Source organism: Streptomyces sp. NPDC005374 (genome assembly GCF_042872225.1).
Taxonomy (GTDB): domain Bacteria; phylum Actinomycetota; class Actinomycetes; order Streptomycetales; family Streptomycetaceae; genus Streptomyces.
Window position 1 is genome coordinate 42453 of sequence record NZ_JBIAKA010000015.1, and the last position, 14686, is coordinate 57138.

At 69.7% G+C, this 14686-nt stretch carries 12 protein-coding genes and 1 pseudogene; 1 reads left to right on the forward strand and 12 read right to left on the reverse strand.

Annotated elements, in window-relative coordinates:
• Positions 1-76 precede the first annotated feature (76 nt).
• A complete protein-coding gene (locus tag ACFYRX_RS32900) occupies positions 77-577 on the forward strand; it encodes a MarR family winged helix-turn-helix transcriptional regulator (RefSeq protein WP_389108117.1) in 501 nt (166 codons plus the stop codon).
• Between the two features lie 46 nt (positions 578-623).
• Here ACFYRX_RS32900 and ACFYRX_RS32905 read toward each other — a convergent pair.
• The 12 genes and pseudogenes from ACFYRX_RS32905 to ACFYRX_RS32960 form a co-directional block, all read right to left on the reverse strand.
• A pseudogene (locus ACFYRX_RS32905) lies at positions 624-731 on the reverse strand (IS5/IS1182 family transposase); the annotation flags it as partial.
• A gap of 121 nt (positions 732-852) precedes the next feature.
• Positions 853-1272 (reverse strand): zinc-binding dehydrogenase, encoded by a 420-nt coding sequence (locus tag ACFYRX_RS32910; protein ID WP_389108119.1) that lies wholly within the window; start codon positions 1270-1272, stop codon positions 853-855.
• 7 nt (positions 1273-1279) lie between these two features.
• Complete coding sequence (locus ACFYRX_RS32915) at positions 1280-1549, reverse strand: NAD(P)-dependent oxidoreductase (RefSeq protein WP_389107647.1); 270 nt, start codon at positions 1547-1549, stop codon at positions 1280-1282.
• A gap of 290 nt (positions 1550-1839) precedes the next feature.
• The gene (locus ACFYRX_RS32920; RefSeq protein WP_389107649.1) at positions 1840-3114 is read right to left on the reverse strand and encodes a prolyl oligopeptidase family serine peptidase; all 1275 of its coding nucleotides are present in this window, start codon (positions 3112-3114) and stop codon (positions 1840-1842) included.
• Positions 3115-3228: 114 nt separating this feature from the next.
• Complete coding sequence (locus ACFYRX_RS32925) at positions 3229-5349, reverse strand: PQQ-dependent sugar dehydrogenase (protein WP_389107652.1); 2121 nt, start codon at positions 5347-5349, stop codon at positions 3229-3231.
• A 144-nt stretch (positions 5350-5493) separates the two neighbouring features.
• Positions 5494-6657, reverse strand: coding sequence for a sugar phosphate isomerase/epimerase family protein (locus ACFYRX_RS32930; protein WP_389107655.1), 1164 nt, complete (start codon positions 6655-6657; stop codon positions 5494-5496).
• Between the two features lie 275 nt (positions 6658-6932).
• Positions 6933-8102, reverse strand: a complete 1170-nt coding sequence (locus tag ACFYRX_RS32935; RefSeq protein WP_389107658.1) for an inositol-3-phosphate synthase — start codon at positions 8100-8102, stop codon at positions 6933-6935.
• Positions 8103-8554: 452 nt separating this feature from the next.
• A complete protein-coding gene (locus tag ACFYRX_RS32940; protein ID WP_389107661.1) occupies positions 8555-9562 on the reverse strand; it encodes a sugar phosphate isomerase/epimerase family protein in 1008 nt (335 codons plus the stop codon).
• A 15-nt stretch (positions 9563-9577) separates the two neighbouring features.
• Entirely contained in the window at positions 9578-10774 is a 1197-nt protein-coding gene (locus tag ACFYRX_RS32945; protein WP_389107662.1) for a Gfo/Idh/MocA family protein, read from the reverse strand.
• Between the two features lie 88 nt (positions 10775-10862).
• A complete protein-coding gene (locus ACFYRX_RS32950; RefSeq protein WP_389107665.1) occupies positions 10863-11912 on the reverse strand; it encodes a substrate-binding domain-containing protein in 1050 nt (349 codons plus the stop codon).
• Between the two features lie 163 nt (positions 11913-12075).
• A complete protein-coding gene (locus ACFYRX_RS32955; RefSeq protein WP_389107668.1) occupies positions 12076-13104 on the reverse strand; it encodes an ABC transporter permease in 1029 nt (342 codons plus the stop codon).
• Complete coding sequence (locus ACFYRX_RS32960; RefSeq protein WP_389107671.1) at positions 13101-14624, reverse strand: sugar ABC transporter ATP-binding protein; 1524 nt, start codon at positions 14622-14624, stop codon at positions 13101-13103. Before ACFYRX_RS32960 ends, ACFYRX_RS32955 begins: the two co-directional genes overlap by 4 nt.
• Between the last annotated feature and the right edge of the window lie 62 nt (positions 14625-14686).

Below are 14686 nucleotides of genomic sequence, written 5' to 3' on the forward strand. Positions count from 1 at the left end.
CCGGAAAATCGTCTCGTTGACCAAGTATCTCGCTTGGCGAGATAGTAGCCCGGTGAGTGATGACATCAACCCCGCGATGCGGCTGGTCCATCTACTGCGCGCAGTGACCGTGGAACTCGATCTGCGCGGCGCCGAGTTCGCCGCGCGAAACGGTCTGCACCCGACCGATCTGCGGGCCCTCATCCATCTGCTTGACGCCGATCGGGCGGGTACCGACGTCACCCCGGGACGACTCGGTGCGGCGCTGCGGCTCAACTCGGCCGGCACCACTGCCCTGCTGGACCGGCTGGAGCGCCTGGGGCTCGTCCGCCGCAGGCGCGATGAAAACGACCGACGACGCGTCGTGCTGACCGTGGAGCAGAGAGCCGTGGAGCTGGGTCGGTCCTTCTTCGGCCCGCTCATCGCCAACCTGGTCGAGGCGGCCGAGGACTTCACCCCGGGCGAACTGGACATCGTGCACCGCTATCTGACCGCCGCCCTTCGAGCAGCCGCTCCCGGCTACGACGCGTCGACGCCCTCGGCCACCGCCGGGATGCCACCACCACAGTCGTTCCCACAGCGGTTCGGTCAGTCATGACGGTCAGCGCGGGCACAGAATCTCCGGTGGTCACAGCGCGTAAAGCAGGGGCGTCACCAGCCTGTCCAGCGGTGAGGTGGAAGGCCAGAGGGCGGCATCGGGCGTGGGCTGCCAGATGGATCTTGGTGGTCGGTCCCCCGCGGAACCGGCCGATGGCGTGGTCGGCCGGTACGGACCCCTTGCCGACCGTGTGGTGATGAGCGCGGCGATCGTGGAATCCACCGAGACGGCCCAGTCCAGGTCTTCGTCGGCAGCGGCCTGGGCCATCAACGAGGTCAGAAGGCGAGGAGGACCTTGCCCGAGACCGAGGCGTCGGCGGCGACGGTGAGTGCCTCCAGTGCCTCGTCCACGGGGAAGGTGTGTGTGATGACCGGGTCGACGGCCAGGGACCCGTCGGCGATCGCCGCGATCACCTCGTCGATCTCGTCGTTGAAGCGGAACGAGCCGACCAGGCGGAGTTCCCTGGTGATGGCGTGCGTGATCGGCACGGGCTGGTCGCTGTTCGGCAGGAGGCCGACCATGACCACCGTGCCGCCCCGGGCAGCGCCTCTGATGGCGGAGGCGAGTCCTCGGTGGTTGCCGGAGGACTCGATCACCACGTCGGCGTCCACCGCGGTGATCGCCTCGACGTCGCCCGCGTCGAGTGTCTGCGTCGCACCGAGCGCGGTCGCGATCTCGCGCGGCTTCGCATGCAGGTCGACGTCACGATGTCAGCGGCGCCCCCTCGTGCCGCCACCGCGACGGCGAGGGCGCCGATGGGCCGCTCCCGACGACCAGGACGCGCTTGCCCCGCAGGTCGCCCGCCTGGGCCACGGCGTGCCAGGCGACGGCGGCGGTGTGCCGGCTGATCAGTACGCCATCGTGCTCCCACAGCGGGCTGGCGGCCGGCAGCGGCTCCGTCTCGAAGACGTCCAGCGCGGCGAAGCCGACCCGGCCGGAGTCGAGCGCGTCGACCAGCGCGGCCTCGTCCACGACGGTGCCACGGCCGACGCTGACGAGGGTGGCGGATCGGGGATGGGAGCGCCGATTCCGCCCCCTGCACAATCCGACCTCCCGGAGGCGGTAGCAGCACCTACTCGTTCTCCGTACTTGCTCGCCCAGGCCTGCGCCTTGGAGAAGACCTGAGCAGGGCTCGACCCGAGGAAGAACCTTCTGGCACCAGTACCGCCCTTGACGTTGGAGCCGAAGGCAACGCTCTGCGCGTATCCGGGCGAGCGGACGCCCCTGCGGCGGTCGGGCCGAAGGGGCCGTCCGTTGCCCTCTCAGTGCCGATGCCTGCCGGCCATCCACTGCCAGATGTGCGTTCCGTTGACGCTGGGGTCGTTGCGGGCGACGTAGATCCACGAGAAGTGGCCCGGGAACTGGTAGCCGTTCCAGACGACATGGTCGTAGAGCGTCATCAGCGAGCCGGGGATCACATCGTGCGCGTGGACGGTGTTGGCCTGCGGTTCCACGGTGGTGTCGTCGCGGGAGGTAACGAGCCAGGTGGGCGTGCTGATCCGCGCCAGCTCACTGTCGGGGATCAGCGGCGCGCCTCCGGCCGGGAATGACGTGACCACGCCGCAGATCGGCACGGACGCGGCGAACAGGGTCGGGTGGACGGTGGTCATCTTCATGCTCATGTAGCCACCGTTGCTGCAGCCGGCGACGTAGATCCTGTTGCGGTCGATGTGGTTCCCGCGCGTGACGTCGTTGATGATCTCGTGGATGAGGGGTGCGAAGCGGGGGCCGTCCTCCATCCAGTAGGAGGTGCTTTGCGGGGCGAGGACGTAGGCGCCGCCGAAGATGCGCTGCGCCTGCGGGGTGGCGAAGCCCAGCGCGCCGCGGTTGGCTCGCAGCGTGGTCTCGTTGTCGTAGTAGCCGTCCGGTAATGAGGCACCCTCTCCCCCGCCGTGCAGCCACACGATCAGTGGACGCTTGTTCTTTCGGGAGGGGTGGGAACCAGCGGGTGAGTACAGCCGGTACTTCATTCCCGAGCCGGAGATGTGGGAGCTGAACGCGTCCACCTCCGGGTCCGACAGGTGTGGGTTCTGCACGAAGGTGCCGATGGTGATCGACCGGTGATCGCGCAAGGTGATCGGGGCGTTCTGAGTGAGGGTGTAGGAGAGGTCGAGCATCACGTTGCGGCCCCTGCCCACGATGTAGCCGAGCGTGCCGCCCCCGGTCCGGCCCTCGCCGTGGCTCAGCTCGAGCACGATGTCGCCGCGGTCGTCGAGGCGGACAGCCGTCACCGTGCGGTCGAGGTCGTACTCGCTGAATATCGCGTCGTCGGCACCGATGGGAATCGGGCTGGTGGCTTTGGCGTGCACGCTGAAGGTGCCGGTGGTCAGGCCGGTCGGATCGATCGGGCCGAGCCGGGCCGTCTTGAGGGTGATCGAGGTGACCTGTTCGCCGCCGTCGAGCACCTGGGCGTTCAGGGTGAATCTCACGCTGGTGGTCGCGCGGTCGTCGGCGTGCGCGGCGACCCCGGGCAGGGACAGGCCGGCAGCGCCCGCGCCGGCGGCCAGAAGGGTGCGACGGTTGATTCGTGTTGCCATGCGGACTCCTTGTGGGGGTGCGGAGGCTTCACTGCGGCCATGCGCCGCCGAGGAGAGCAGACACGCGACGGGGCGCCTCGCGGTGGCGCCCCGTCGCGGTGTTGGCGTCGCCGGTCAGTCGGCCGGTGTCAGGGCGACCTCGGCGCTGCCCGAGAGGGACGGCAGGCCGTCCGGGGGCGTGTCCGTGTAGCTGGCGTTGAAGACGGCCTTGAGGTTGTCCGAGCCGGAGTGACCGCCGTCCACGAACGTCTTGAACGATCCGGAGCAGCCGTTGCTCGTCGACAGCGGGTGGCCGTGCGAGTCGTGGCCGAGGATGAACGAGACGCTGACCTTGGCGCAGTCCACCGGCTGGTCGTCGGTGACGGTGACCTGCCAGGTGACCGTGTCACCCCAGTGGAAGGGGGTGCCTCCGTGCGGAGCCGGGTCGGTGGTGAGCGAGACGACCGGCGCCCTGTTGCCGACGACGACGGGGACGGACGCGGAGGCCGAACGACCGGTGCTGTCGGTGACCTTCAGCGTGGCGTCGTAGACCCCGTTCTCGGTGAACGTGTGCTTCGGGTTCGCCTCCGTGGAGTCGACCGTGCCGTCGGCGTCGAAGTCCCAGGCGTAGCGCAGGGCGTCGCCGTCGGCGTCCTTCGTGCCGGCGCTGGAGAACTGGACGGTCAGCGGGCTGGTGCCGTTGACCAGGTCCGCGGCGACCTTGGGCTCCGGGGTGCGGTTGCCCCGGGTGAAGTCGATGCGGGAGAGCTGGGCCTCGGGCAGCTCCGCGAAGTACCCGGTGCCGTACTCAAGGACGTACAGCGCTCCGTCGGGGCCGAACTCGGCGTCGATCGGGCCGTCCGTCGTGATCGTGGGGATCGCGTCCTCGATCTTGAGGACCTGGTTCTTCTTACCGAGGGTGATGGCCTTCATCTGGTCGCGGGTCCACTCGTAGAAGAGCGGCTTGCCGTCGAAGTACGAAGGCCAGCGGTTCTGGGCCTTGTTGCGCTTGTCGTACTGGTACACAGGGCCGCCCATGGGGCCGATGCCGCCCGTGCCGAGCTCCGGGAACTCCGCCGACGCCCCGTAGCCGTACACGATCTCCGCGTCCTCGACCGGGGGCAGTACGCTGCGGCCAGTGTTGTGGCGTGAGTCGTTGACAGGCTTGGCGCAGTCGAAAGCGCCGTTCGACTTCTGGGTGGCGAAGTCGTAGTCCTGGTACGGCATGGCCTGGGTCACGCAGAAGGGCCAGCCGTAGTTGGCGGGGCGGTCGATGACCATCCAGCGCCCGTGGCCGGCGGGGCCGCGGTCGGGATTGGCGTTGTTGGCGTCGGGTGAGTAGTCGCCGACGTAGACCTCGCCGGTCTTGTCGTCGACGCCGAAGCGGAACGGGTTGCGCAGGCCCATGGCGTAGATCTCGGGGCGGGTCTTCGCGGTGCCCGGTGCGAAGAGGTTGCCGCGCGGTATCTGGTATCCGCCGCCGGGCTTGACCTGGATGCGCAGGACCTTGCCGCGCAGGTCGTTGGTGTTGCCCGCGGTGCGCCGCGCGTCGTAGGCCGGGTTGCGGTCGGGGCGGTCGTCGAGCGGGGCGTAGCCGTCGGAGGAGAACGGGTTGGAGTCGTCACCGGTCGACAGGAACAGGGTGCCCTTGCCGTCGAAGTCGATCTTGCCGCCGACGTGGCAGCAGATGCCTCGGTCGGCGGGGACGTCGATGACCTTCTGCTCGGAGGCGAAGTTCAGCTTGTTGCCCACGAGTTTGAACCGCGACAGGCGCGTGACGCCCTTGTACTTGGCGAAGTCCGCGTCCGTGCCGAACTGCGGTGCGTCGCCCTCGTTGACCCCCGGGGTGGCGGGGTCGTCCATGGGGGTGTCGAGGCGGGGCGAGTAGTAGAGGTAGACCCAGTGGTTCTTGGCGAAGCCAGGGTCGACGGCGATGCCCTGTACGCCTTCTTCGTCGTGCTGGTAGAGCCCTGCGGGGCTCTTCTTCATGTCGGCGGCAAGGAAGTTGACGCCGCTCTTGGGGTCGTGGATGCGGACCTCTCCGGTGCGTGCCGTGTGCAGCACCCTCCGGTCGGGAAGGACGGCGAGTGCCATGGGCTCGCCGGGGCGGTCGTTGAGGGTGACCTTCTGGAAGTTCGACGAAGCCGGCGGTGCGGGGTCCGGTTTGGCGGCCTGGGCCGGGGAGAGGGGCAGGAGCCCGACGGCTCCGGCCAGGGTGGCGGCCCCCAGGAGGGTGACGATCCGTCTGTTGCGCACTCAGAACTCCTTCGGTCTGATCGGCGGCCACGGACAGGGTCCGCGGCCACCGACTGTGCAGGGTGCGGGTGGGTCAAGTCCCAGGAGCAGTCCGTGCGTTGGGCAGCGGAGCGCTCCGGTGCGGGAAGGGTGGGTGACGCTTCGTCAGCGGCGGGCGCGCAGGGCCGCGAGGTTGTCGTAGCCGATGCGGGCGAAGTCCAGGGACTGGCCGGGCACGGTCGTGCTGGGCGCGTTGTCCTGCTCGACCATCGGGTTGCGGTAGTTCTTGGCTCCCACCCGGGTGAAGAACCGCCGGTAGTCGATGTCACCGGTGCCGAACGGCACCATGTCGTAGCCCAGGCCGCTCTGGGTGTTGATGACGCCGTCCTTGGCGTGGAAGAGCGGGAACCGGGTGCTGTTGCGCTCGACGAGCGCGGCCGGGTCGAAGACACGCTCGCGCTGGGAGCCGTCGTGGGCGGTGTAGGTGTGGAACTTGTACTGGGCCACGTGCGCCCAGAAGATGTCCAGCTCCAGATGGACGCTCTTGCGGTCCGTCACCTTCAGGAAGTACTCCAGCTTGCGGATGCCGGAGCTTCGGGTCGGCCGGCCCTGCGCGTCGAGCGGACCGCCGTCGAGCAGGAAGTCGTAGGCGCTGTCGTGGTTGTGGGTGTAGAGCTTGATGCCCTCGCGGCGGGCGAGGGCGCCCAGGGTGTTCCACTGCTGCGCGGCGACGTCCCAGTCGGCCCGGTAGGGGGTGTTGACGGGGTCGGCGCCGGTCCCCATGTGCTCCATGCCGAGGATGTTGGCTATCTCCAGCCAGCGCTTGAAGGTGTCCCGGTCGGCCGGCGTCAGCGGCCAGGACGGCGGGATGTAGCCGTGGCTGCCCTGCGCCCGCAGCCCGTACGCGTCGAGCCAGGAGCGCAGCAGCTTCGCGCCCTGGACCGTGCCCAGGTCGGCGCCACCGGGGGCGTTGGTGTGCTGGCCGTACCCGGCGAACTCCACCTGGCGGTAGCCGAACCGCGACAGCTGCTTGAACACCTCGCGGAAGCCGGACGGCAGGTCGGAGGCGAGCGGGTCGCGGCCGATCGCGTCCCGGACGGTGTAGAGGATGATGCCGCGCTTGTGCGGCGGGACCAGGGCGGAACGGCCGTGGTCATGACCGGCGGGTTGCGATCCGTTCTGCGCCAGGGCGGGCGCGGCGCCGAAGACCGGGGCCGCGATCGCCGCCCCGGTGACGGCCGTGCAGGTGCTGAGGAATCGGCGGCGGCTGACGCCGAGTGTGCGGCGCAGGGCGTCGCCGGTGACGGCTTCGTCGTTGAACGCGGTCACAGTGGTTCTCTCTTTCGTCGTCGCGGTGCTGCGGGTGCCGTGCGGCTTCCGCCTCCGGCGAGGCCGGCGAGCCACAGGAGAAGGAACTTCACTTCGGTGGCCGCTTCACGGCCGGCTACTGCGCGGGGGGTGGAGAACAGGAGGAGCGGCGTGCCAGGCGACGCGCTCGCTGGAGCCGCCGCCACCGCGCACGGCCGGGGGACGCGCGTGACTCTGGCCGCTGCCGGTTCTGGCGGACCTCGCAGGTGGGGCGAGGGTGGGCGAAAGGGAGCTCGTCACTGTGCCTCCCGCAGGCGGTCGGCGAACGACAGCAGCGCGGTGAACTGCTCGGCGAGACCCGACGGGCCCGCGTCGGGGTCCTTGAAGTAGAAACCCAGCTCCGTGAGCGGGCCGGACAGGCCCACCTCGTGGGCACGGGCAACCAGGCGGGCCAGGTCCAGGACGAGCGGTGCGGCCAGGGCCGAGTCGCAGCCCTGCCAGATGGTCTGCAGGATCATGCGCGAGCCGAGGAAGCCCTCGAAGGCGATGTGGTCCCAGGCGGTCTTCCAGTCGCCGAGCACCGGTACGTCATCGATGTGCACCTCGCCCTGCGGTGTGTGCCCGAGGCTGTCGGCCAGGACGCGTTCCTTGCCGGCGTTCTTCGCCGCGGCCGCGCCCGGATCAGCCAGGGCCGCCCCGTCACCGCCACCCAGCAGATTGGTGCCGGACCAGGCTCGGACCTCCAGGGCGCGCTGGACGAACATCGGGGCAAGCGCGGCGCGCAACAGGGTCTGGCCGGTCTTGCCGTCACGGCCCGCGTGGGGCAGTGCGCTTGCTGCGGCGGCGGCCGTGAGGGCCGGGGTGCGCAATCCGGTGGACGGCGTGAAGTTGACGTAGGGGCAGCCGGCTCGCACGGCGGCGGCCGCGTAAAGGGCGCTGGGTGGCAGCCGTACGGCGTCGGGCGCGGGCAGCGGCTCGGTGGAGGAGACGTTGACGACGACCACCCGTGCAAGCGCGTTGCGCACGCGGAACGAGACGATGTCGGCCGCGAAGTCGGCGATGAGTTCCTCGTCGCTTCGCGGGTCGCCCGGGAGGGGGCCGCCCAGCCGTATCTCCTCGTCCGCGGCCTGGAGTTCGGCGCGCACGGCGGGGACGAGCCCGTGTGGCAGAACGCCCGCGTCGGTGAGGTGTTCGGCCCGCTTGGGCAGCGGACTGTGGGCGGTGTCATGGCCGCCGAAGACGAGTGCGGGCAGGAGCGGCAGGCCGGTGCCGTCGAAGGGGGCGGTCTCGGTGACCATGCCGGTGGGCGGCCGCAGTTGGGCGGCGACCGCCGCGCATCCGGCGACGGCGGTGGTGGCGACCGATCCGCGGGCACCGACGAACCAGACACCGGTGCGTGCGGTCTGCCCGTCGGTCTCGGGCTCCGGTCCGTTCCCGTCGTTCTTCACGGGCTGCCTCCCTGCCATGTCGGTGTTCCGATGTGGTTGGAGGACGGTGGGCAGGGCCTCGAGGGCCTTCCGTCCACCGTCGGCATTGGGACGGCTTCGGCCGCGGCCCGGAGAGCTGCTCCGTGTTGCGCGCGGTCGTGGCGTGTGAGGGGCGACTCGGGGCCGCCGCAGAAGTGCGTGGTGCCTGAGGGTTCTTGGCCCTGCGCTGTGCAGGGCCGTCCTCGGTCGGTCGGCCGCACGAGGTGCTCATACGGCCTGAACGGGTCGTCAGCTGCGAACCACTGTGTGGTTCCTGTGCACGAAGGGACCGTAGCCCCGTTCGTCCTTGGCCGGAACCCCTTGCGCAGCGAAACGGCTAACTTCTTCCAGAACCAGGACAAAGAAGGGGGTGGGCAGGCTGGATCAACCCGGCGGCTTCCTGTAACGGTCTGTCAGCACCGGGCTGATTTGCGCCTCCTGACGCGGAGCGCCTAGTTGTCGCCGCCTCCGAAGGCGGCGTCGAAGGATGCCGACGGGGGCTCGAAGTCGAATCGCTTCAGATGGGCGAGTGCTTCCGGTGCGCCTTGGCGGCGGTCCATGCCGGCGTCCTCCCACTCGACCGAGATCGGGCCCTGGTAATCGATGGAGCGCAGCATGCGGAAGACGTCCTCCCAGGGCACGTCACCGTGTCCGGCGGAGACGAAGTCCCAGCCGCGGCGCGGGTCACCCCAGGGCAGATGGGAGCCGAGGCGGCCGTTGCGGCCGTCGAGGCGCTTGCGGGCCTCCTTGCAGTCCACGTGGTAGATCCGGTCACGGAAGTCCCACAGGAAGCCGACCGGGTCCAGGTCCTGCCACACGAAGTGCGACGGGTCGAAGTTCAGCCCGAACGCCGCCCGCCCGCCAACGGCCTCCAGGGCGCGCTGGGTCGTCCAGTAGTCGTACGCGATCTCGCTGGGATGGACCTCGTGCGCGAACCGCACACCCTCCGCGTCGAAGACGTCGAGGACCGGGTTCCAGCGCTCGGCGAAGTCCTCGTAACCGCGCTCGATCATCGACTCGGGAGCGGGCGGGAACATGGCGACCAGGTGCCAGATGGCGGAACCGGTGAAGCCGATGACGGTGTCGACGCCGAAGGCACGCGCGGCCCGTGCGGTGTCCTTCATACGGTCCGCGGCGCGCCGGCGCACTCCCTCCGGGTCGCCGTCGCCCCACACCGCGCCGGGCAGGATCGCCTGGTGGCGTTCGTCGATGATGGCGTCGCACACCGCCTGGCCGACCAGGTGGTTGGAGACCGCCCAGCACTTGAGGCCGTACTTGTCGAGCAACGCGTGCCGGGAGTCCAGATAGGACGAATCGGCGAGCGCCTTGTCCACCTCGAAGTGGTCACCCCAGCAGGCGAGTTCGAGACCGTCGTAACCGAAGTCACGGGCAAGACGGCAGACCTCTTCCAGGGGAAGGTCGGCCCACTGACCGGTGAAAAGCGTGAACGGGCGTGGCATCCTTCTGGAACCTCCTCAGACGGCGATCGGTGTGTAGACGGAGTTCTTCTCGGCGCTCTCCTCCACGGCCGCGAGCACCCGCTGGACCTGCAGACCGTCGGCGAACGACGGCCTCGGGTCGGTGCCGGACGCGATGGCCTCGACGAGGTCGCGGGCCTGGTGGGCGAAGGTGTGCTCGTAGCCGAGCACATGGCCCGGCGGCCACCAGCCCTCCAGGTAGGGATGGTCGGCCTCGGTGACGACGATCCGGCGGAACCCCGCCGTGGCGGCGGGCTCCCGATGGTCGTGGAAGGACAGCTCGTTGAGCCGCTCCAGGTCGAACGCGAGCGAACCGAACTCACCGTTGATCTCCAGTCGCAGGGCGTTCTTGCGCCCTGTCGCCATCCGGGTCGCCTCGAACACGGCGAGCGCTCCCGAGGCGAGCCGGCCCGTGAAGACGGCCGCGTCGTCGACGGTCACCGGTCCGCGCCGGGGGCCGGCGGATGCCGTAAGGCCGGAGGATGCCCCGTCGAGGCGGGGGCGGTCGGTGACGAAGGTCTCCATCTGGGCGGAGACGCCGACCAGGACCTCGCCCGCCAGGTACTGAGCGAGGTCGACGATGTGCGCACCGAGGTCCCCGAGGGCTCCCGACCCCGCGTGCTCCCGCTGCAACCGCCAGGTCAGCGGGAAGTCGGGGTCGACCAGCCAGTCCTGGAGGTAGCTGACCCGGACGTGGCGCAGTGCGCCGAGCCTGCCGTCCGCGATGAGGCTGCGGGCGAAGGTGAGAGCGGGCACGCGCCGGTAGTTGAAGCCCACCATGGCCAACTGGCCGCGCGCGCGGGCCGCTTCGGCGGCTGCGGCCATGGCCTCCGCCTCGGCGACCGAATTGGCCAGCGGCTTCTCGCACAGCACGTGCTTGCCCGCCTCCAGCGCTGCGATCGCGATCTCCGCATGGCTGTCGCCCGGTGTGCAGATGTCGACGAGCTGCACGTCGTCGCGGGCTATGAGGGCACGCCAGTCGGTTTCCGCCGCGGCCCAGCCGTGCTTGTCGGCGGCGGCCTGCACGCCGCGGGCGTCACGGCCGGCGATCGCGGCCAGGACGGGCCGCAGGGGCAGGTCGAACGCGTGCCCCACAGTGCGCCACCCCTGAGAGTGCGCGGCGCCCATGAACGCGTAGCCGACCATCCCCACGCCGAGTACCGGCGGTGCGGTCCGACTGTCCCTCTGTTCCATACGGATTCCTCCTGGTCGGAGTGTCACTGACTCGTCGTGGTGCGGGCGGGGCCCAAGGTCCGGTGCGCTCCGGCGCGGCCCGGTCCTGTCAGATGAAACCGGTCGGCAGGTACTGGTCGACGTTGTCCTTGGTGACCACGGCCGAGTAGAGGGTCAGCGAGGACGGGATCTCGAACTCGGCGAGACCGCCGATGCCCTTGCCCTGGCCGAGTGCCCGGGCAAGATCAATGGCGGAGGCGGCCATCGTCGGCGGGTACAGCACGGTCGCCTTCAGCACGCTGTTGCCCGCCTTGATGGCGTCCATCGCGGACTTGGCGCCGGCGCCGCCGACCATCAGGAAGTCGTCGCGCCCGGCTTGGTCGATGGCGCGCAGCGCGCCCACGCCCTGATCGTCGTCGTGGTTCCACAGCGCGTCGAAGCTCGACTGGGCCTGGAGCAGCTGAGCCGTCTTGGCCTGCCCGGACTCCACCGTGAAGTCGGCCGCCTGGCGGGCCACCTTGCGGATGTTGGGGTAGTTCTTGAGGGCGTCGTCGAAGCCCTTGGTGCGCTGCTGGGTCAGTTCGAGGTTGTCCAGGCCGGCCAGTTCGACGACCTTGGCGTTCTTCTTGCCCTTGAGCTGCTCGCCGATGTACTGGCCGGCGTTGAGACCCATGCCGTAGTTGTCGCCGCCGATCCAGCAGCGGTACGCCTGCGGGGAGGCGAAGACGCGGTCCAGGTTGACGACGGGGATGCCCGCCCGCATGGCCTGCAGGCCGACCTGGGTGAGGGCCTTGCCGTCGGCCGGCAGGATCACCAGGACGTCGACCTTCTTGTTGATCAGCGTCTGGACCTGGCCGATCTGCTGGGCGGTGTCGTTGGAGCCCTCGGTGATCTCCAGCGTGACGTCCGAGTACTTCTTCGCCCGCGACTTGGCGTTGGAGTTGATGGCGTTGAGCCAGCCGTGGTCGGCCTGCGGACCCGCGAAGCCGATGGTGACGGCCTTGCCCGGCTTGTCGTCCGCGACCGGGGCGGCGTTGTCGGCGGTCTGTGCCTGGTCCTTGGGCTCATTGCTGGTGCAGGCCGTCAGCAGCGCGCCCGCGGAAACGGCGGCGGTGCCGAACAGGAGTCCTCTGCGGCTGGTGGCGGGGGTTTTGGGCATGGCGGTTCGACCCTTCGACTGGGCGGGTGTGCGTGTGGCGGGTTCCGGGGGGGGCGGCGTGTCCCCGGTGGAGTCCGACGGGGTGGGTGAGCGCGTCTGAGGGAGGAGGTGGGTGCCGGACGATGGTGTCAGGGGCCGCCGCCCGGCATGTGCTGCACGGGTGTCAGGTGTCGCCGTGCAGCGAGCGGCGCTGGACCAGTACGGCGGCGACGATGATGGCGCCCTTCGCGATCTGCTGGACAGCGGTCTCGAGGTTGTTCAGGGCGAAGATGTTGGTGATCGTGGTGAAGACCAGAACACCGAGGACGGAGCCGACGATGGTGCCGCGGCCGCCGGTGAGCAGGGTGCCGCCGATGATCGCCGCGGCGATGGCGTCCAGCTCGTAGAGGTTGCCGTTGGTGTTCTGCCCCGAGCCGGCGAGCACGATCAGCATGAACGCGGCGATACCGCAGCACAGCCCCGACAGCAGGTACAGGTACAGGCGCTGGCGGCGCACGTCGATACCGGCCAGGCGGGCCGCTTCCGCGTTGCCGCCGACCGCGACGGTGCGGCGGCCGAAGGTGGTGCGGTTGAGCACCAGCCAGCCGATGACGGTGACCGCGGCGAAGATCAGGACGAGGGGCGGGATGCCGAGGACGTAGGAGTCCCTGGCGCCCAGATCGAGTACCGATGCGACGCTCACGATCTGCGTGCTGCCGTCCGTGATCTGCAGCGCGAGACCCCGGGCCGAGGCGAGCATGGCCAGCGTCGCGATGAACGGCACCATCCTGCCGTAGGCGATCAGCAGACCGTTCACGAGACCGCAGCCGACACCGACGATCACCGCGGTGAACAGGATGCCCGCGAAGCCGAACTCCTGGGTGGCCACGGTCGTCGCCCACACCGAGGCGAGCGCCACGATCGCACCGACCGACAGGTCGATGCCGCCGAAGGTGATGACGAACGTCATGCCCACGGTGACGACACCGATCACGGACGCCTGGGTGAGGACGAGTTGCAGGTTGCTCGTCGCGAGGAACTCGTCCGGTGCGGTGATCCCGCCGACCGCCACGAGGACCGCGAGGACTCCGAGCAACGACAGGGTGCGCACATCCCAGCGCGAACCCGATCGGCGCGAACTCCGCTGCTCCCCCGCGGACTTGGCGGCGGGCTTCGGCGCGTCCTTGTGCGCCGCTGGGGTCGGCTGCGTCATGGCGTCGGGCTCCCTTCCATCACAAGATCGAGTACACGGTGCTCGTCGAGCTCCCGGGCGTCCGCCGTGTGGACGATGCTGCCTTCACGGAGCACCAGCACCCGGTCGGCGAGCCCCAGGACCTCGGGCACCTCACTGGACACGAGAAGTACGGCCAGGCCCTCGTCGGCCAGCCGGCGGATCACTGCGTAGAGCTCCGCCCGGGCGCCGATGTCGACCCCTCTGGTGGGCTCGTCCAGCAACAGGACCTTGCAGCCTCGCAACAGCCAGCGGGCGAGGACGGCTTTCTGCTGGTTGCCGCCGGACAGGGTCCTGATCGCGGCGTCGGGATTGTCGGGCCGCAGGGACAGTTCCCGTACCGCCTGGTGCGTCGCGGCCCGCTCGGTACGGCGGTCGAGCCAGCCCGCGCGGGCGAACCGGGACAGTGTGGAGATCGAGACGTTGCTGCTGACCGACTCCAGCATCAGCAGGCCCTGCGCCTTGCGTTCCTCGGGCGCGAGACCGATGCCGGCACTGACGGCGGCACGGACACTGCCGGAGCGCAGGGGCGTGCCGTCGACGAGCACACGGCCCTCATCGGGCTTGCGGGCCCCGTAGATCGTCTCCAGGATCTCGCTGCGCCCGGACCCGACGAGTCCGGCCAGCCCGACGATCTCTCCGGGCCGCAGCTCCAGATCGACGGGGGCGAACTCCCCTCGCCTGCACAGCCCTTCGACCTTCAGTACGGGCTCCCGCTCCGCGGCGAACCCGGCTTCGGGCCGCTCGGGGAAGACGTACTCCACGTTCCGCCCGGTCATCAGGGCCACGACCTCATGGGTCGGTGTGCTCTTGGCAGGCAGTCCGCCCGCGACCGAGCGGCCCTCCTTCAGGACCGTGACCCGGTCGCCGATGCGCCGGATCTCCTCCAGGCGGTGGGAGATGTAGATGACGGCGACGCCGTCGGCCGTCAGATCGCCCACGATCCTGAACAGGTTGTCCACCTCTTCGGGGTCGAGCGCCGCCGACGGCTCGTCCATCACGATCAACCGCACCTCGTGGGACAGCGCACGGGCCATCGAGACGATCTGCTGCTGCGCCGCGGAGAGGTCACCGACCAGGCGCGTCGGATCGATCTCCGAGTGCCCCAGCCGTTGCAGCAGCTCCGCGGTCGCCGTACGCGCGGCGGAGCCACGCACCACGAACCCGGCCGAGGTGGGTTCGTGTCCGAGGAAGACGTTCTCCGCGACGGACAGCCCCTCGATCAGATCGAGTTCCTGGTAGATGGTGGCGATGCCCAGACGCATGGCGGCGATCGGAGATCCGAGGGTCACGGGTTCACTGCGCCAGGTGATCTCACCGCTGTCCGGCTGGTGAGCCCCGGCCAGCACTTTGATCAGGGTGGACTTGCCGGCTCCGTTCTGGCCGAGCAGGCAGTGGACCTCGCCGGCCTGGACCTCGAGATCCACGCCGTCCAGGGCGCGAACGCCCGGGAACGACTTGGTGATACCGGACATGGTGAGCAGGGGTGGTTGTGGTGCCATGAGGAATCCCCTCGGCGGATACGGGCCGTGAGTGGGCAGGGCTGGGCTGGACATGTCGGTCG